The organism is Bradyrhizobium sp. USDA 4486, assembly GCF_054057995.1.
On record NZ_JBSRZV010000001.1, the window covers coordinates 4,784,077 to 4,803,039 of the forward strand.

Below are 18,963 nucleotides of genomic sequence, written 5' to 3' on the forward strand. Positions count from 1 at the left end.
GCAACAGTCGATATCGCTGCGGCGGTTTGGGAGCCTCATAATTCGAGACCACGCTCTGCGAGCACACGTTGCATGACCTCGCCTTTGATCTCGCCAGCGATCTCGTTTCGGACTTGGGCTCCGAGCACCCGCTCGGCATCCGGATCGCCTAGAAGACCATGCTCGCCCAGTCGCTGAGTCAAGCGGGTTTGAAACTCGTCGCCCATGGCGTCGAGCACCCGGTCTTCCATCGCGGCATGTTCGTCTGGAGCGAGGCGCCTCAGCACCGTCTCCCAGGGTTCCCAGCGGCTTGCCATGTAGTCGGTGAACTGGCTTGCTTCCCGCTGCCGGACCAGGTCGAGCGCCTCCGTCGCATCATCCTCGCTGACGTGAGAGACCTCTAGGAAGCGCATGTCAGGGGCAAGATGATGGAGCTCCAACGGCTCGCGCAGCCGATGTTGATAGGCCAGATAGACTTCGATGTCGTCTACGTTCGGGTTGCCGCTGGCGAGCGAGTTGATCCTGTCGCGCGCGATCTCGTCCAACGCCTCCAAGCGGAAGGCGACACGGCCGCGCTGGATCAGATCGCCAAGGCGATCGTCATATAGCCCGTCCTTGACGTCAGCGTTGATGCGCGCGGTCTGCATACCATTCCAGTGCAAGGTGACGCGATCCTCGCAGCTCGTGTTGGCCTCGGAAGCCTGCGCAAAGAACTGCTCGCGCAATGTCGGATTGGCGGCCGCGTGCCGCAGATCATCAGCCACTGCTTGCCGAAACCCGTTATTGCCGTAGTTCACGGTGCCTCGTAGCCTCTCCAGGAACTGTGCGTAGTCTTGGGCGCCGGGCTCATCTGCAAAGTGCTGCCATTCGGCCAGCGTGGCCGGGTCGTCTGCGAGCCAGTGTGCGGCAGCTTCATGCAGGGATTGCTGCGCAAGCTGCGGTGGCGCTGCAGCCGCCGCCAGATGAGCGAGGATGTCGTCCGGCAGCGCGTTATCCTCCAATTCGAGGCTCTCCAGATGCGGGTAGTAGAGGCTATTATTCGGCACAACAGCATCTAAAAGACCTTCAGGCAGGCTGGTCAGCCGGTTACCGCTGACATTGAGTGATTGGAGCGTGCTCGGAAGTGGGTCGGGAAGGTTGGCCAATTGATTGCCGCTGACATTGAGTTCAACGAGCCACGAGGGGAGGGACACCGGGAGGTCGGTCAACTGATTGCCACTGACCGCAAGCGAGGTGAGCCCGCTCGGGAGAGCGTCCGGCAGGCTGATGAGCCGGTTGTCGTTTGCGTTCAGGATCTCGAGCCCGGCTGGAAGGTTTGCCGGCAGACTGGTCAAGCTGTTGTCAACGACCTCGAGCTCAGAGAGGGTCGCCGGAAGATCGTCCGGCAAACTGGTCAAGCGATTATGGCTAATGAGAAGACGCTGGAGACCGGGTGGGAACACGGCAGGCAGGCTGCTTAGCTCGTTGTGCCTGGCGCGCAGTTCCAGCAACCTTGGCGGAAGGGCGGCGGGCAGAGCGGTCAGTGAGAGCGAGGACAAATCCAGCGAGCGCGAGCCTGTGTTATCCGAATTCCTGATTCGTCGGCGCCCCTGTCGCCTATTCTCGGCTTCGCCCTGCCCTTCTTCGGCAACCCAATTGTCCAGGATCTGTGCGCGCGCGGAGGCTGGGGTCCGATACCCTGTCAACGTTTCGACCAAATTCGCGACGGCACGATTGAAGCCGCCGAGGTAGCTTTCCTGCTCCACCTCTTCAAATGCGCCCGGGGAGGAAGCCGCGCTCCGCTGTGCGTGTCCTGTGTCCATCAATCTCTCCATCGTCAGAACTAACGAGTACACCTCCGCTTCCCAAGGCCGCGAAGCAGCTAGGTCCGCAGAGCAATGATCATTCGAAGGCGTGTGCGCGTGGTCCGCGACTGCCGTCCAGCACCTCTTTGACACAGGCCGATACGAGCCCAACCTGGACAATAGATCGATACTGCTGCCCGCAGTCTGCCATCTCGCTGGCCAGACAAGTCCGGAGAACCGTCAACGGCTGGCAGCGTCCGCCCTTAGCAGGCCCACCTGTCGATCAGCTGACGAGTGTCGCTGCAAAAACACCCAGATCATTGTGCTCGCCACCAACGGCAAATACCAGCGCGGCAGCGATTGCTTGGCACGAGAGAGGACCGACGCGGACGTTGGGCGTTGGAGAGCGTGCGCTCTTGCTTCGCAGGCAGTTGGAGAACGGCACCGCCGCCACGCGCGGGCTTTATACTTGAGCGGCTGCTGCGTGGTTATGCCGGAAACGCATCAGCGGAAAATATCTTACGGTCAGGGGATCGGCCGATCAAATCCTGCACCCAAGGTCATGCCAGCTTCGTTGCCATCGATGCCACTTACGACGACAGTCTGTCAGCTTATCGAAAGCTAATGTTCCTAGAGCATCGTCACCGTGGGCTGAGTCTGCGCTCAATTTCGTGAGGAGGGTGGGATGGATCCATTTGAGAGAGGACATATTCAGCGCAACGGTGGCATCCCTTCTGTATCTTCCGGACAGCAGGACGGGCAAAACGAAGACGCGGCGCGGTGGAACGCGATCGTGACAGGCTCCGCAGCAAACTCCGGAGATTCCGCCCATATCGAGGGCGATGGAAATGGGGCGCTTGAGAATTGGGCTGCTGAACCGGAGGTAGGCCCGCTCGAGGATCGGGAAGAAGCGGTGCGCCGAGCGAATACTCTGGGTGAGACCACTACGCTGGATCTTGGATCGCTGTCCCTTACAAGCCTGCCAAGACTTCCGAGCATTATCGTTGCGCTTGATGTGCCCTTCAATCGGTTGACCACTCTGCCCGATAGCCTGCCTGCTTCGCTCCGGCGTCTTGACGTTAGGGGCAATCAGCTGACCACCCTGCCCGAACTCCCGACCGAGCTCAGAGGCCTCGACGCGAGCTCAAACCGGCTGAGGAGCCTGCCTGGGGTCCTACCTGCTGAGCTCGAGCATCTCGACCTCAACCACAATCAGCTGCAGGAACTGCCCGAGGTGCTCCCTGCTTCGCTGCAGTTTCTCCGCGCCAGCCACAATCAGTTGGCGAATCTGCCGGAGACCCTTCCCGCTACCCTCCAGTTTCTCGACGTCAGCGAAAACCAACTGACGCGTCTGCCGCGGCACCTCCCTGCTTCGCTGGACTTTCTCGACGTCGGCCAAAACCAATTGACGAGCCTACCGGACGACCTGCTGACGCAATTGGTCGCTCCTGGCAGCATAGTTCTGACCGACAATCCTCTGCCCGAGCAGGTGCTCGCGGACCTGGATACAATCCTAAGCGCCGAGGGCTATGCCGGTCCAACCGTCTACCATTCGCACAATGACGAAAGTGAATTGTCCGAGACAGACGATGAACAGCCCGATGCTCTCATTGAAACGGTCGCAAACTGGCTCCGGGGAAATCCACAGGAGGGTGATCGAGAGGTGCTGGCCGCTTGGCAGAGCGTCGCTGAAGAGCCGGGCGCCCGGGAATACGCGGTCTTCCTTGGCAAACTGTTCGATTCCGTGAACTCTGGCAACGAAGAATTCCGGCAGTCGGTGGCCAATGATCTGCGCCAAGTGGCGCAAAACCCGGAATTGCGTAAGCGCTACTTCCAACTGGTCCTGGACGCCAACGAGAGCTGCGAGGATCGCAGAACTTTGACCTGGAACGGCATGCAGACCGCACGCCTCATCGCAGAGGTCGAGAACGGCGCCTATAACAACAAGGGCCGGCTTCCCGATCTCATCGGTCTGGGGCGGGTCATGTTCCGCCTGGACGCGCTGGACAGAATTGCGCGCGAGAAGGTTCACGCGCTAGGCTCGGGCAACAACTTCGAAGACATCGACGCCATTGAGGTCTCTCTTGCTTATCAAAATAAGCTCCGCGAGCGGCTGGGGCTGCAACACGTCGCCCCGAACATGCGCTTCTTTGAGGTTTCCGGTGTGACCGACGCTGACATTGACAGCGCAGAGACATCCGTGCGCAACCGAGAAGCGGCGGAATTCGCCGACTATTTGGCGGTGGACTGGGAACCCTGGGACAGCGTTGTGAGTCGTATCGCACCCGAAGACCACACCAGGGCGCACGACCAGCTCCTTGCTGCAATGGGCACGGAGTTCCACAGCCGGCTGCAGCAACAGCTCACCGACAAAGGTTTGATCGGGGTCGAAGCTGACCTTGTCGAGGATGCCAAGATAGAGTTGGGCGCCGCAGTTCGCAAAGAGATCGCCCGTGAGATCAAGGGGGGTCTCAGAGATAAGGTGCTTAATGAGCACGGCCTCACCCTATGAAGCGGCCTTTGCAGTATTAGAGCAGCTTTCGGCCCGGTCACTCCTAGTGTCCTGAGTCACAAGTTCGCAATCGTAGATTCGCAGTAGATTCGCGTCGCTGTGCCAGAGATGGCGGCTGTAACAGCGACGGAGGATCTGATGCCGACCCAGCGGCTTGCGCCCCTGATATTGAGCGATGATGAGCTTGCCGAACTTCAGTCGCTGACGATGCGGCGGAAAACGGCGCAGGCGCTGGCTCTGAGAGCCCGGATCGTGCTGACCTGCGCGGAAGGCGGTCAGAACAAGGAGGTAGCGGCCAAGCTAGGCCTGGAGCGGGGAACGGTAGGCAAGTGGCGGCAGCGTTTTGTAGAGCAGCGCGTGGCCGGGCTGCACGACGAGCCGCGTTCCGGGGCGCCGCGCACCATTGACGATGCCCGCATCGAAGCCGTGATCGTGCGGACGCTGGAAAGCTGCCCCGAGAACGCCACTCATTGGAGTTCTCGGGGCATGGCGAAGGCCAGCGGCCTGTCGGTGTCAACGGTGCAACGCATCTGGTGGGCCTTCGGGCTCCAGCCGCACCGGCTAGAGACATTCAAGCTCTCCACCGATCCGAACTTCGTCGCCAAGGTGCGCGACGTCGTCGGCCTTTACGTCTCGCCGCCGGCACACGCCATCGTTCTGTGTGTAGACGAAAAGTCCCAAATCCAGGCGCTGGACCGCAGTCAGCCGATGCTGCCGATGCGTCCCGGTCAGCCGGCTCGAAGGAGCCATGACTACAAAAGGCACGGCACCACATCGCTGTTCGCCGCTCTCGACATTGCGACCGGACGGGTCATCGGCAAATGCTACGGACGCCACCGAGCCGCCGAGTTCCGCAAGTTCCTCGACGAGATCGAGGCCGCCGTACCGGGCGAACTCGACGTCCATCTCGTCATGGATAACTATGCAACGCACAAGACGCCGCTGATCCGGAAATGGCTAGCCAAAAGGCCGCGTTGGCATGTGCACCTGACTCCGACCAGTTCGTCATGGCTCAATCAGGTCGAGCGCTTCTTCGCGCTCCTTACCGATAAGAAGATCAGGCGCGGCGTCTATCGCAGTGTCGCTGCCCTCAGGGCGGACATCACCTCGTTCATCGAACGACACAATGCCGATCCGAAACCATTCCGATGGACCAAGTCCGCTGACGACATCCTTGCTTCCATCGAGCGCTTCTGCCGATACAATGCCCCGGCACAAAACGGACCAATGTTGCGAACTTCTGGTTCAGGACACTAGGTCGTCCTCAACCCGGATGGTTGTCTCAGCTCATCGGTCTATGCCAGGCGGGCAGCTCTGATCGTCTCTTACCCTGGATGCCGGCGAACGGCGGCGAAATGGCAATCAGCTAGTTCCTATCGGATTCCTGGGAGTTGCCACCATCGTAATGATCGCCTGGCTTGCAGCGATAGTTTGTGCGAGTTGGAGTTTGAGCACAAGGCTTCTACGTAAGCACCAAGAGGCCGGAGGAGGATTTCGCAGGCCTTTCCGTCCATTTCATTATCCTATGAGTTCATTCGTGATCCGGTGGCGACGGATGCGACAGCGGGCACACGGCTTGTTGGAACTCCGCCGAGGAATCGCGCCGACAGTCTGCTTGCTGAGATCAACCGCAGTGGACTTGTAGGCCTATCGATTGGCCGCCCTTGTAGGTGAAAGGCCAGCCGAGCTGATGGCGGCCTGAACACATTCCGGCAGGTTCGGTTTCTTTCGGTCGAAGCCGCTGGAGCCATCAGACGTACAGTAACAGACGTCGCTTGACGAAGTTCGGAGCTGCGCGAACGTGTTCCACGCCGCATCTAGCTTTGACTTCGACCTGACGAAAAGCGGCAATCATTCCCAGGTGCGCTCATTCCACGCAAAGTGGCGCTTTGCACGAGATGGAGTACCTATTGTGGGCAGCTGCTGCCCTCAAGCCCTATTGGGGCTCTTGTCCGTCGGTCGCGCCCCCGAGAGGTCGGCGTGGAAAATACATCCGACCAAGATAAAGGGACATGCGCACTCGAGCAGCGCTTCTTCAGGAGCTCAAACCTTTGCTAAGCTTCCGCTACCCTGGCCAGGAATCTCTGCACTTCCAGCTTCAGACGATTGCTATCCTCAGCTAGGGACCTGGCAGCGGAAAGCACCTGCGTTGACGCGGTGCCCGTCTGATCCGCACCTCGATTGACTTCGGCGATATTTGTGGCGACCTGCGTCGTACCAATTGCCGCCTGCTGAACATTCCGGGCAATCTCTTGGTTTGCAGCGCCTTGTTCTTCCACAGCAGACGCGATGGCCGAGCAACTTTCTGAGATTCGGCCAATAACGCTAGTGACTTCTTTGATGCTTGCCACTGATTCCTTGGTGGATGACTGAATTCCACAAATCTGATCACTTATCTCCTTCGTCGCCTTCGCGGTCTGGTCCGCTAACATTTTCACTTCTGATGCAACGACCGCGAATCCTCGCCCAGCGTCTCCGGCGCGGGCTGCCTCGATTGTTGCGTTCAAGGCCAGAAGATTTGTTTGAGATGCAATTGTGTTGATGAATTGGATGACGTCACCGACCTTGCCGGCGGCCTCAGAGAGAGACAGAACGCGCTTGTCAGCGCTCGCGGCTATTCGAACCGCTTCACTGGCAATGCGAGCTGACTCCTGCACTTGCCGACCAATCTCATTTACGGAAATCGACACTTCTTCTGTGGCAGATGCAACGGACTGAACGTTCGCGGACGCCTGTTCGGAGACCGACGCTACAGCGGTCGAGAGTCGCTGTGTCGATTCGGCAGTGTTTGCCAGTGAGCGAGCCGACGCCTCCAGTTCTGTGGACGCCGAGGAAACGGTTTCGACAATATCCCCGATGGCCGCGTCGAACGCATCTGCAAGCCTGCGCATGTCGGACTTTCGTTGCTCAGCAGCGATACGATCATGAGCTAGTTTGGCTTGGGTTTCCGCCTCCGCCTTCTCGGCCGACTTCACCTTGAACCTTTCGACCGCATTCGCAATTTCCCCAATTTCGTCCTTGCGACCAAGACCGTGGAGCACAACATCAAAATTGCCCCCGGCCAACTCGAGCATCGATGCTGTCAGATTCCGGATCGGGCCGCTAATGCTGCGCGAGGTAAACACCGCGAGGATGAAACCCAGCAGCAAACTGAGAGCGCCAAGGATCAAGGCTATCATCACGCCAAATCCAAGGTCATCTTCCGCCTTTAGCGCAGTGGCTTTCGAAGCCTTCTCGTAATCAATCGCGAGCGGCTCTGAGAGTTCGTCAACCCGACCACCGGCGGCGAGTGCGGAATTTACGGCCGATTTCGCCGCGGGCGTGTCTAGCGCGCTATTTCTTCCTCTAAATTCCTTCAGTCCGAGCGCCTTCGTTTCGTCGTCCTCGACAGCTTTTTTGAGATCCAGCACTCGCACCCGGCGCCCCACGTCCTTGGTGTCGGCAGCGAGGTCCTCAAGCCGCGCAAATGTTCGCCTATAGGTGTCTGCGGCCTTCTCCCAATGCGACGGATCATCGGTTGCCAAGGCCATCCATACATGCATCCGAGCTTCAAATAGTTGCTTCTCGATACGCTCATCTTCGGCCACGTGGTCCTTTTGGCGAACCACAGTCGCTAACGATCCGCTCGCGCTCCGGGAGGTATGGATCGCGTAACCGACAATTGCAACGGACATCAGAAGGAGCGATCCAAACCCAGCTATCAATCGACCGGTGATCTTGATGTTTGCAAACACTTGTTGTGGCTCTCTGCTAAAGGGTGGTGGTCTTACCTCGAATGTACTTCAGCGACCCCATCGTAAAACGAGGACCGTCAGCTCTAAAGGCTGGCAGATTTCCGTTTGGCGAGAGCAAGCCCTCGCTCGACTAGATCGAGATCGGCTTCCAGCTTGGCCCTAGCCGACGAATCCGCAATCTTGTGTATGGCCGCTCGTATCTGACGATGGTTCTCCTCCAACGTCGCAATCGCACGCGCGATCGTGAGCTTGGCATTGGCGCGGGCGGCTTTGAGCCGCTGATTTGCACCTCGACTGGAATCACATACTGTTGCGATCGGCGCTAATGGCGCGTCGCGCTTAGCAATCGCCATCGTTTGCATTGGCTCAGTGCGCCGCATGGGCGCACCAGGTCGACGAAATTTCACGACATTGAACATTTTGAACTCGACCGAAGTGCCTCAAAAATACGGGCGCGCAGTCATGCGAATGGTTCTGCGGATAACTCGACATACATGCGCAGCGACGGCGTATTCGCTAAGGTTGTAAGTCGGCTAAAGTTAACAAATTTCTTTAAATGCAGATCGTCCGCTTTGCGCGCATCAACGACTGACCGCGTACATCGTTTTAAATTGCAGGCTGCACTGGCGACACGAACGTTGAATTACCGCGCCGGCACCCTGAGATGCGCAGAAACTCTTCGTGGCGGGTGACAAAACGCACTAAAAACGCATTACAGTATTTCCGAGCATGTACCAGGTGGGTTCGAGCGGCTAATCCAGCCACCGACGACCCCGCAAAAAATTTTTGGGTTGCCGACAGGAAATCGACGAAGGCAGTGAGCTGACCGAGATCCGACGGCCAGGCTGCCCCTCTTGGTCGGCGCCCGCGCCGGGTGCCGCGCGGCATCCAACCCTATGTCTCTCAATATGACTTCTTGCTCCGGGGAAGCTTGGCGTTTCGGCATCCAATGATGAGACGGTGCAAGCAGACGTGTAGGCAATGGGGCACTTGTCAACGGACGGAAAGGTCCCGGGGATCGCTGCGCACCGGTCTCGCGGATGCAAAGCAGCTGTTTTGACGGGTTACTGGCCGGAATCGCGTCACAGGGCCGATAGCTGCGCCATCCTCTATCGGGTTCCTACTCTGGTCCGCCGGACCACCGCAGATACTGATCTGCAAATAGAATGCGGGCCGACGGCGCGACAGGCGAATGCGACGCCCTGGGATCAAGGTGACCTTCTGTTGGGCAGGGCTAGCGGCGGCAACGATGATTGTCGCCGTCGAGCCGCGGAGAAGGTGCGCAGGCTGGAGGAGAGTTTGAACCGATCAGGGGCTTCCACTTAATGACGAAGTCGCACCGATTGCGTTTCACGCCTTGACCGCGGTCGCTCCCTAGATTGGTAGAGCTGTTTCGTAAAGGCGTGAGGTCCAGGCTCTGCAACTTTTCGGGAAAATAGAGTTGCGCTGCCGAAAGCCATCGCCGCCACTGCGGGCCGGCCGCACCGCATGCGCATAGGGCTGCAACTCCCACAACAGGCGGGTTGTACTCATGCACGATGTCCGAAATGCTCTTCCTGCCCGATCCTTAAGGACGGATATTCGCTGACTGATCGTCTCGCTTGTTTTTGCGTCATGCATTCCAGTACCCGACGAGGGCATAATCGAGATCCAATTTCTGATCCACGGTGCATGTCCCGTCGTCGCCAAACTGCCAACAGCGCCAGGGGTCGAAAAACGGTTGTCTAAAGGCGACATCGCCGCGCTGGGTGACGCTTCGGCACACGATGCTCTGAGGCAATTGGCGACAAACTGGTGTTTCATAGGATCCGACTCCCCGCAAACGAATTGCCTCGACATAACCATTAGAGCTGCATCCGGGACGTGGACCAGCGCCTTGCCAAGCACCTCCTACAACACGGCTGTCGTGCCAGCGCCAGCATCCACCCGCTCCAACAGCGAAACGTCCGAGACTTTGCTGGGTCGGCCGGTGAGCAGGGGGGCTTCGTCGGCGGCGGGCCGGCGCTGTGACTTGCATTGATCCGTGAACGAGCGGGGCCGAATTCCCTTCAGATCGCGACATTGCGCTTTCTGTTTCGCTACGAAGACGGAAGACTTTCCGAGCTTCTAAACAAAATTGAGAAGACGCCGCTCGCGTTCCTCGCTGCACATTACCGAGCATTGCCTTTCGCTGGACCTTTGAGAGTATTCGCACCGGTCCCATTAAAGACGTCCGTGTGCAGAACCCGACAGCAAATTTCGATTGAGTCGATCTGAATCGCAAAGAGATGATGTGAACCAAGCTCGCGCGTCCTGGCATGTCCATTGCTAGGAACTGCCCGTTACATCATGCGACTGACTGGACGCAAAGGCCGTGTCGGACCCGACTTGCCGTCCAAACCAAGTCTCTAGCATGGAAGCGGCGCTGTTAACTGCCGCTGCGCCAACGGAGCCAGGTCATGTTGATCGACACATCCGAAATCTTCGACTCCATTCGCATCAATAAGCAGGAAGCGCAGAAGCGCCAGCCCGCGGCGCTATGCGAATGGCCTGGCTGCCAGAACAAGGCTACCCATCCCGCACCCAAGGGGCGCGACAATGCGCGCGCCTATTGGCACTTCTGCATCAAGCATGTTCGCAAATACAATCAGTCCTACAATTTCTTCTCGGGGATGGACGCGGAAGCGATCGCGCGCTACCAGAAGGACGCGCTGACTGGCCATCGTCCGACCTGGAAGATAGGCGAGAACATCAGCGCTCGCCCAATGACCGGCAGCACCGCCAAGTTCGAGGACGACTGCGATGCCCTCTGCATGCTAGTCGAGCTGGACGGACGCGCCGGCGCCCGCCGCCGCGCGGAAGCCAAGCCCAAGGTACGCAAGGTTTTCAATGCTGAGGGCAAAGCGTTGCAGGTAATGGGCCTCAATGCCAGTGCGACGCTCGGCGAGATCAAGGCGAAGTATAAGATGCTGGTCAAGCAGCACCATCCCGATGCCAATGGCGGCGACCGGTCGACGGAGGATCGCCTGGTCGAGATCATCAAGGCGTACCAGTACCTGAAGACCGTGGTGCGCGAGAGCTAGCCCGAACATCTCAGTGGGCCTCAACGGCGCATGTGAAGTGGAGGATGAACCATCCAGAGCTTTGCTCTGGCTGCGCGTGCACTTGACCTCCCTGGCTAACGCTTTCGGGCGACCATGGCGGACAATCGACACGATGACCGGTTCGTTAAGTTCCGCGCAGCGGTGAGAAAGAAGGGCCGGAAAAAGGGATGCGGCAAGATCCTGCGCACGTGGGCGGCTCCATCGGCTCAGCGGTGAGTTCGTGGAAATGCCAAACGGCTCCTTCCACTCCTGGCGGCTGAGTCGCTACTACCGCCCGTCTCACCTTCGAAGCTCCAACAGGAGTTGCGCACGATCGGTCCCTCCGTTGTTCGAGAGGCAACACGAAAGTACAAACCTTTCCGGGGACACTCGTTGGCTGTATGGAAAGGGTTGCGGCGCAGAAGCAACCCGTCCAGGCCTATTCGCTCGGTGGCGCCGGATCAACGATCGAGCACGAGAGCCGATGGATCGCGGGTTTACGGCCGATTCTAACATAGCCAGGGGCTGTAGCGTCCCGCTCCACCCACCTATAAGGGCTCTGCCGATCGCAGCGAGGCAAGGCAGGCATCGTGAACTTGATCGCGCTCCACACCGTGCATCGCGTTCAACGAGGACTGGGCTATCGCACGCAGTTGCGCGTTCCCTGTTCGGGAGTAACCGTCTAGTGAGGCTTTCGATTGCCCACAAATATGATGCCCAGCGCGATGTCGGTGACAGCCCACGCCGCCGTCATATCCGCACTCCCCGTCATTCATGCGACGATCGCCGTCGTCTCGTCACCGTTTCTTTGCGTTCGCTCGATATCGTTCCGTTGGCAGCCAATCTGTGGCTCCCCCGAAGAATTCTTCTACTGACCATCTCGCAGCTTCGCCATCTGTCAGTTGATGGGAGTGAGGCTCGCGGGCTGAGGGGTTGGCCCCGACGCCGAAGGATCTGTATTCAGCATAATAGCTCGTCCTCAACGTATCGGTCTTGCCGGGCGTCCATTCGCGCCACCCTTCCGCGATCACGGGGGCATCTATCTTCGCTGACAAGAAGACCACTGTGGCGTAGGGGCGCCAAGGGCGGCCAAGTGCGACATAGCCCGCAGCACGGTCGGCAGTTAACCTGCAGTGATCAAAAACATAGCCACTGTCCTCATCCGGCGCTGCCTTGCTCTGAGCGGTATAGATGACCGCTTGATTGGCGATGCCGTGCAACTCACATTGCCGGAACCAGGCCTTGGCGTTGCCAAATATGAAATCGACATGTCCTTCGATGTAGCAGTTCGAGAAGTATTGTCGTGACATTCTGCCGTTTGGTCCCTTGCCGGCAAATAGCGTGTCCTGGGCACCGAGCAGGCGGACGCGCGTAACGACATCCCTGTCTCCGGTAACGGACAGCGCTACCGCCTGCGAGGGGCGATTGGCTGGATTGAGGGCGTAGTCGTTCTGGATGGTCAGATTCTCGAGCCGCAAGTCATCGCCAGAAGCATCCAGCGTCGCCGAACGGGCGGTTCCTCCTACATTGATCGCGCCGTCGCCATACACAATGACCGTATCCTCCGGCTTCCTGCCAGTCCCTTCGATATGAATACCGGATTTGGCGATTTTGACCTTCTCGCGATAGACGCCCGGCGCGATCCGGACATTTCCGCCTTCCGCCGGCAACGCGTCGATGGCTTGCTGCACGGAGCGATAGTCTGCATTTCCGGCATGCGATACGAATAGTGGCTCAGCGTACGCTGCCGGGATACAGAAACATCCGACCAGAAGCGCAGCGGAAGGCACGAACATTCGCATGTGATCTCACTCTTCGTTGAGTTCGCGACACGGTCGACGCAGTCGATATGAGATACCGCCGCGGGATAGCCGCCGTGCATTGTCAAACACATTTTCCTCGCCAGCCCAGAATCCCCACCTGACTCTCGCAATTGCGGTCCTGCAAAGCCGGCTGCGGCCCGCAACGAAGTACCGGACATGAGGCTGAGGTTCTGCAAGTCCAGCGATTTAGGCCGGCCGGTGCCGAACTCACCAGCCGGGTTCGGCATCGGGTGTCGTACTTAGCGGGCGTCGCGAAATGCTCTGGCACATGCCTCCGATCCGCGCAGCGGTTCTGTGGCTCGTCCCGGCAGCGGCGGCGATACGTCAGAGGGACTTGCGGTCACCTTCGCGTGTTCGAGTTTCCAAGTCGCGGAATTGGCAAATCGGACATCCTCGAGTGCAACGTCGAGGGCATGCCGCTCGTCTACGCCGCGCATCAGCAGCACACCATTGTCACCACGTACATGGCGCAGAACGATCTGCCGATAGACCGGAATCCTCGTGCCTTGTGCGCGCGGATCATATTTTGCGTCGAACGCCACCGGCCAGCGGTTGCCCCTCAGGCATACGTTCTCATAAGTCACGCGCTCGACCAGACCGCCTCGACTGACATCGCTCTTGATGCGCAGGCCAGACGTCGTACCGTCCAGCGTCAGATTGCGAACCAGTATGTCGCTAACTCCGGAATTCACCTCGCTGCCGATCGACATGCCGTGCCCCCATCCGAAATAATTATCAAGGATGGAGATATGGCTGCTCGAGCCGTTGTCGCCGGCCTTGATCGCAACGTTGTCGTCTCCCGTGCGGATGAAGCTGTGGGTGATGGTCACATCCTGGCTCGCGCCGGGATCGATGCCGTCGGTATTGCGCGCATCCGCTGGTGAATCGATGGTGAGGCCCCAGAAAGTGGCACCCTCGACCCGGTTCATCGCGACATGGAAATTTGGAGCGTTGCGCAAGGTGATACCAGAGAATGTGATGTCCTGCGCATGATCGATCTGGATCAAGCGCGGGGCGTTCTGCTTGCCGCCCTCAGCTTGCGCGCGGCGGGCCAGCTGCCACCAGGTTTCGGCGCCGCCGCCCATAATTGCGCCGCCCTGGCCATCGATGATGCCCTCCCCGTAGATGCCGCCGCCACGCGTTTTGGAAAAGCTGATGAATGGCCGGCAACCATCGCCCTTACCCATGATGCGACCACATTGTCCCCGGCCCCTATCGTAAGCAGCTGGTTCGGGGATGGCGATCAGCGCCGCACCGCGTCCGATCCATAAGGTCACGCCCGATTTCATCTCGAGTGGACCTGAGTGAAACTCGCCGCGCCCGAGATAAACTGCAGCGCCAGCCGGGCAATTTTCAATGGCGTCCTGTAGGCTAACTGTATCGTTCTTGCCGGAAGGCAGAGGGCGATCGCAGACCGTATTCGGTGCAACAGGTTCGGCGATCGTCCGGCGGTCTTGCGCTTTTGCGGCGGGGCAGACCACCATGGAGGCGAGTATGGACAATAGGGCCCAGTTGCGAAAACGCTTTGTCATCGACCTCCTCGTGCTTTGTCAGGTGCATCTCTGCCGATTGCGTCTGCTGAGCGCCTGGATCGAGCCGCCCACGTGTCAAGGGCCTGCGCAAGATGACATTTGTAAGACGCAGCAGAAGTCCTGACGTTGCGATCGTGCAGTAGCACCTTGCATGTGCTCCTAAAACGATAGGGAAAATGTGCGACGGTTCGAGAGCTCGTGTGCGAGTCCACAGCAACCTCTCGTGTGGGTCGGTATGATCAGTCCCTATTCGGACAAGCTTTCGAAAAGCTGACGAGTTTACGGTTGGCGCCGGACTTACGTTCGCCGGGAATGGTCGTCTGACGCCACGCGGACGAAGTGACTGCTGTTTGCCGACCTCCCGCCGAACCACATTGTGTGGGACTTAGCCAGGCAGTTCGCCATAATTCATGCGCCCTCGGGAGGGACGCGTCGATAGGATCTGCGGTCCTTCCAGCCATTTGCACCAGAATCACACCTCGGATCTGCTTTTTGCGCGGCATCAAAGCGCGTGGATCCGCTCCTGAGTAGATGAGCAAAACGCGGCCTTCAGTATCGGTTCTCGCTTCATGGCGCTCACGCAGAGATTAGAGTTACGGCATTCGCAGTCATTGGTCATGTCGCCGCAGTTGATGCAGGCGATCAAGCTGCTGCAATTGGCCCATGTCGATGTCATGGCCTTCGTGGAGGAGGAACTCGAGCGCAATCCTCTGCTTGAGCGCGCCAGTGATAATGCAACTGGCATCGAATCCCTGACTGAGGTTGATCATGTCAGCGCCGAACAGCCGGCCGAGGCGGCGGCGTGCAACGCGCAGGTCCCGGCGCCGACCGCCTATACCGAATGGGGTGGCCGCGCCTTAGGTGATGAAGATTACAATCTTGAAGCTTTTGTCGCAGCCGAGACAACATTGTTGGATCATCTCGCCGAGCAGCTCTCGGTCGCCTTCACCGCACCCGCGCAGCGCATGATCGGCCAGTATCTGATCGATCTCGTCGACGAGGCCGGCTATCTGCCGCCCGACCTCGGCCAGGCCGCCGAGCGTCTTGGCGCATCGCAAAAGGACGTCGAGGACGTTCTTGCCGTGCTGCAAAAATTCGACCCGCCCGGCGTCTGCGCCCGGAACCTGAGCGAATGCCTCGCGATCCAGCTCCGCGAGCTCGACCGCTACGATCCGGCGATGCAGGCCCTCGTCGAGCATCTCGATCTGCTGGCCAAGCGCGACATCGCGAGCTTGCGCAAGCTCTGCGGCGTCGACGACGAGGACATCGCCGACATGATCGGCGAGATCCGCCGGCTCAATCCCAAGCCCGGCATGAAGTTCGGCTCGGCGCGGCTGCAGACCATGGTGCCCGACGTTTATGTCCGCCCGGGTCCCGATGGCGGCTGGCATGTCGAGCTCAACAGCGACACCTTGCCGCGCGTGCTGGTCAACCAGACCTACTATTCCGAGCTGTCGAAGAAGATCGGCAAGGACGGCGACAAGTCCTATTTCACCGACGCGCTGCAGAACGCGACCTGGCTGGTGCGCGCGCTCGACCAGCGCGCCCGCACCATCCTGAAAGTTGCAACGGAAATCGTGCGCCAGCAGGACGGCTTCTTCACCCACGGCGTCGCGCACCTGCGGCCGCTGAATCTGAAGGCGGTCGCCGATGCCATCCAGATGCATGAATCCACGGTGTCGCGCGTCACCGCCAACAAATACATGGCGACCAATCGTGGCACATTCGAATTGAAATATTTCTTCACGGCCTCGATCGCCTCGGCCGACGGCGGCGAGGCGCACTCCGCCGAAGCGGTGCGTCATCACATCAAGCAGCTGATCGATGCAGAAGAACCCTCGGCGATCCTGTCGGATGATACCATCGTGGAACGCTTGCGCGCCTCGGGCATTGATATTGCCCGCCGCACGGTCGCGAAGTACCGCGAAGCCATGCGCATTCCCTGCTCGCTACAACGCCGCCGCGACAATGAGTGGGTAACAATCAACAGTCGTGCATCGGCCGGAGTTCGCCGCCCGTGAAAAAGACTTGAGCCGCCGATTCCGAATTACGAACCGACGTTTTGTTCTAGCTGGATTGACCGAAAAGCGAGGTTAGCACTCGACGGGCATGATTACTCGCCTCGGGTAAGTTGGCGAGCAGCCAGGGCTGGAACGGGGCGACATAGAGGACCAGGACGTTTCCCACGAGGCTCGATATGATCATCGACATGACCTTACATTACTGCAGGTGAACCTCCGCGCTGTTCTTGAAGCGCCCGCAAAGCGATACCTACGTGCTTATTCTCCCTGAACACGGTGTCAGAGAGCTGATTTAGTGCATTATCATCACTGGCTTCGAGCGACTGGCCGCACTCGCCGAGGTAATTTGCCACCTTGTAAAGCATTAAAGTATACTTCTCTGCCGACAACGGCGACAGTTTTCGGCGAGCACTGACGCCGCTCATCATCTCGTGAATGTAATCAAAATCCGCGCGCGACACATTCGGCGGCGGTTTACGGCCGCGGCGCCAGGCAAGGTCAGCGGAATCGACCGCGCGCGCCGCATCTAATTGCTGCTCGAAGGCGTCTTCTCCCGCCTGGTTCGGTTGATCGTCTGGAACGGCGTGCTGTACCGATAGCGGAGGTGCTGCATTGGATATGGCGAAATTGTGCGAGTCCACGCCAGCCTCCCATCCAGGATCACCGGGTTAGTACGTATTCGGAGAAGCTTTCGAGAAGCTGACGAGGCTACCGGCCGGCACCGGATCGCATTCGCACCAGGCACCCTCTTCCTGGTTCTTACGAATTTAGGTGACTGCCGTTCCTGCCCTCCGGATCGCATCGTGATTGTTTGCGGACATAGTCAGCCAGTTCTTCGTCATCCTCCATGCGATGCTGGATGAGGCATGGTCGGCTTCCGCGGTCAACACCGCCGGTGACCCGCATGCCTTGCCTTACTGCCATAGGGGACCATCGTGTCATTGAAGCGGCCCTCGCCCGTCAGACACGTCTAGCGGTAATTTGAAACGTCTTAAGACGGACAAAACGACCGAACCGGCTGGCTCAAGGTGGAGAGCTTTGACATTCTCTTCAGAACATCTACGTGAGCAGCCCCCGAAACAAGACGCTCTAGCCAAAGACGCGGCGATACGTCTCATATGTGGTGCTACTCTTCGCGGCGCATCCCCTGGCCAACGCACCGCGTCGACCAAAAAGACGAGCCTATCGACAGGTCCGCACCCAGTTATCCGGTTCGAACGCCGGGCTCGCAACCCCGTGCGTCTCGAGATCTTCACCAACTCCGCGACGAAAGCTTCGCGCTGTCGTGCGCGGCAGCAGCTTTCAGCGGTCCCATGATCGACTCGAAAACGCCACACCGGCATTCTAATCAACAGGATCTTCGGGATTTTTGCGATCGCGCGTGACGTATTGAATTCGTTGCCGCAGAGTTGCGCTGGCGTTCATCGATCGGCGATGAGACTGCTTGACGCTGAAGCCTCCGCTCCAGATCCGCCAATTCTGCCTTACATTCCTCGACAATCGATTGGGCGCGAAGCAGCTTGACCTTGAGATCGTCCTGTTGCCTGAGTATTTTCTCAGAATTCCAATCGTCCTGCATCAGCTCACCAACCATCTGCAAAGCACCGATTAAGGCCGCCGCTAGCTTCACGAACGCAGGCTCGGTATCTCGCAGATGCCCGGCGCTTGAGCCACCGGCCAAAAGTGAGGCAGACAATCGCCCTGGGGCATAACGCCTTTGCAGCGGTGCGCACCATCTTGTTGAGAACCGCCATTCGTCGCCAGCCCTTTACAAGACGATCGGATTCGGCCCGGCAAACCGGAGCGCGATCCGAAGATGGCAGAGTTCGTGACACAGGTGCACGGTTTGAAAAGCGTATCAAGAGACCTCTGCCATCGATCAATCGGGCAAGTTCATCTGAATACCTCGGCCGGATGCCGAACGAGCATCATAGTCGCAATTGGTTTCGTCACATCTTGAGGCAACCAGCATGCCAATTCCGGTTGAGTGTTTTTATGACGAAACGATGTCGGTTTTCCTGCAGCACGTAATTGCATGCGGTGCTGTTGTCGCGCTTGAAACAAACGACGTCTTGAACGAGACGGCCAAAGCCGTAACCACGACAACCATAGCAGCGCTCACTATGGCAGCGGTCACTATAGAGAGAAGATTTTGCGGACGTCGGCCAGAATGCTCTCACCATTTTGAGCGGTGCGTTGTTGTGTGAGAACATGCTATCGCTGGCCATGGCGCCGATAATGCGACGCGAGCGCAGCGATAAGATCGTGTTAGGAAGGGCAAAGGATAGCTGAAGCGCGCAATGCGGGGCAGCCTGTTCATTCGGAAGACAGCAGAAAAAACGCTCGCATCGCGGCCTCGTCAGTTGGCGAAATGGGTAGCTCGCCGTCAACTCACCGAGGCAGCTCATCGCGAGCGGGTCGCCGGTTTCGGCCGCCATTTTCACGGACGGGCCCTTTTCTGCGACGGCGCTTCTGATAGGTGTAATCAGCACCACTGCCGTTGCAGCCCATCAGAT

The 18,963-nt window shown here is 58.9% G+C and carries 12 protein-coding genes; 4 read left to right on the plus strand and 8 right to left on the minus strand.

What is annotated here, in order from left to right; genetic code table 11:
• Window positions 1–35: 35 nt before the first annotated feature.
• Window positions 36–1,781: a T3SS effector NEL-type E3 ubiquitin ligase NopM gene (gene nopM, locus ACVWY3_RS22965; protein ID WP_456840516.1), complete on the minus strand. Its 1,746-nt coding sequence runs from the start codon at window positions 1,779–1,781 to the stop codon at window positions 36–38.
• Between the two features lie 667 nt (window positions 1,782–2,448).
• Here nopM and ACVWY3_RS22970 point away from each other — a divergent pair.
• Together ACVWY3_RS22970 and ACVWY3_RS22975 are read left to right on the plus strand one after the other, a co-directional pair.
• Window positions 2,449–4,275 (plus strand): NEL-type E3 ubiquitin ligase domain-containing protein, encoded by a 1,827-nt coding sequence (locus ACVWY3_RS22970; protein WP_456840517.1) that lies wholly within the window; start codon window positions 2,449–2,451, stop codon window positions 4,273–4,275.
• 138 nt (window positions 4,276–4,413) lie between these two features.
• Window positions 4,414–5,532: an IS630 family transposase gene (locus tag ACVWY3_RS22975; protein WP_456840518.1), complete on the plus strand. Its 1,119-nt coding sequence runs from the start codon at window positions 4,414–4,416 to the stop codon at window positions 5,530–5,532.
• A gap of 797 nt (window positions 5,533–6,329) precedes the next feature.
• Here ACVWY3_RS22975 and ACVWY3_RS22980 read toward each other — a convergent pair.
• Both ACVWY3_RS22980 and ACVWY3_RS22985 read right to left on the minus strand, forming a co-directional pair.
• Window positions 6,330–7,949 (minus strand): methyl-accepting chemotaxis protein, encoded by a 1,620-nt coding sequence (locus ACVWY3_RS22980; RefSeq protein WP_456840519.1) that lies wholly within the window; start codon window positions 7,947–7,949, stop codon window positions 6,330–6,332.
• A gap of 143 nt (window positions 7,950–8,092) precedes the next feature.
• The gene (locus ACVWY3_RS22985) at window positions 8,093–8,428 is read right to left on the minus strand and encodes a hypothetical protein (protein WP_456840520.1); all 336 of its coding nucleotides are present in this window, start codon (window positions 8,426–8,428) and stop codon (window positions 8,093–8,095) included.
• Between the two features lie 2,019 nt (window positions 8,429–10,447).
• Here ACVWY3_RS22985 and ACVWY3_RS22990 point away from each other — a divergent pair.
• Entirely contained in the window at window positions 10,448–11,071 is a 624-nt protein-coding gene (locus tag ACVWY3_RS22990) for a J domain-containing protein (RefSeq protein ID WP_456840521.1), read from the plus strand.
• A 797-nt stretch (window positions 11,072–11,868) separates the two neighbouring features.
• Here ACVWY3_RS22990 and ACVWY3_RS22995 read toward each other — a convergent pair.
• Together ACVWY3_RS22995 and ACVWY3_RS23000 are read right to left on the minus strand one after the other, a co-directional pair.
• Window positions 11,869–12,873, minus strand: coding sequence for a pectinesterase family protein (locus ACVWY3_RS22995; RefSeq protein WP_456840522.1), 1,005 nt, complete (start codon window positions 12,871–12,873; stop codon window positions 11,869–11,871).
• A 260-nt stretch (window positions 12,874–13,133) separates the two neighbouring features.
• On the minus strand, window positions 13,134–14,426 hold the full coding sequence (locus tag ACVWY3_RS23000) for a glycoside hydrolase family 28 protein (protein ID WP_456840523.1): 1,293 nt from the start codon (window positions 14,424–14,426) through the stop codon (window positions 13,134–13,136).
• 569 nt (window positions 14,427–14,995) lie between these two features.
• On the opposite strand from ACVWY3_RS23000, the gene rpoN reads away from it, so the two are divergent.
• Entirely contained in the window at window positions 14,996–16,447 is a 1,452-nt protein-coding gene (rpoN, locus tag ACVWY3_RS23005) for an RNA polymerase factor sigma-54 (RefSeq protein WP_456840524.1), read from the plus strand.
• Window positions 16,448–16,641: 194 nt separating this feature from the next.
• Here the strand turns inward: rpoN and ACVWY3_RS23010 are convergent, their stop codons facing one another.
• The 3 genes from ACVWY3_RS23010 to ACVWY3_RS23020 form a co-directional block, all read right to left on the minus strand.
• Window positions 16,642–17,088 (minus strand): hypothetical protein, encoded by a 447-nt coding sequence (locus ACVWY3_RS23010; RefSeq protein WP_456840525.1) that lies wholly within the window; start codon window positions 17,086–17,088, stop codon window positions 16,642–16,644.
• A gap of 707 nt (window positions 17,089–17,795) precedes the next feature.
• Complete coding sequence (locus ACVWY3_RS23015; RefSeq protein ID WP_456840526.1) at window positions 17,796–18,077, minus strand: hypothetical protein; 282 nt, start codon at window positions 18,075–18,077, stop codon at window positions 17,796–17,798.
• A gap of 319 nt (window positions 18,078–18,396) precedes the next feature.
• On the minus strand, window positions 18,397–18,942 hold the full coding sequence (locus ACVWY3_RS23020; RefSeq protein WP_456840527.1) for a hypothetical protein: 546 nt from the start codon (window positions 18,940–18,942) through the stop codon (window positions 18,397–18,399).
• Window positions 18,943–18,963: the final 21 nt, after the last annotated feature.

Coding starts and splice junctions, on each gene's coding strand:
- nopM (WP_456840516.1), bottom strand. CDS start 1,781: ATGGACACAGGACACGCACAGCGGAGCGCGGCTTCCTCCCCGGGCGCA.
- ACVWY3_RS22970 (WP_456840517.1), top strand. CDS start 2,449: ATGGATCCATTTGAGAGAGGACATATTCAGCGCAACGGTGGCATCCCT.
- ACVWY3_RS22975 (WP_456840518.1), top strand. CDS start 4,414: ATGCCGACCCAGCGGCTTGCGCCCCTGATATTGAGCGATGATGAGCTT.
- ACVWY3_RS22980 (WP_456840519.1), bottom strand. CDS start 7,949: ATGTCCGTTGCAATTGTCGGTTACGCGATCCATACCTCCCGGAGCGCG.
- ACVWY3_RS22985 (WP_456840520.1), bottom strand. CDS start 8,428: ATGTTCAATGTCGTGAAATTTCGTCGACCTGGTGCGCCCATGCGGCGC.
- ACVWY3_RS22990 (WP_456840521.1), top strand. CDS start 10,448: ATGTTGATCGACACATCCGAAATCTTCGACTCCATTCGCATCAATAAG.
- ACVWY3_RS22995 (WP_456840522.1), bottom strand. CDS start 12,873: ATGCGAATGTTCGTGCCTTCCGCTGCGCTTCTGGTCGGATGTTTCTGT.
- ACVWY3_RS23000 (WP_456840523.1), bottom strand. CDS start 14,426: ATGACAAAGCGTTTTCGCAACTGGGCCCTATTGTCCATACTCGCCTCC.
- rpoN (WP_456840524.1), top strand. CDS start 14,996: ATGGCGCTCACGCAGAGATTAGAGTTACGGCATTCGCAGTCATTGGTC.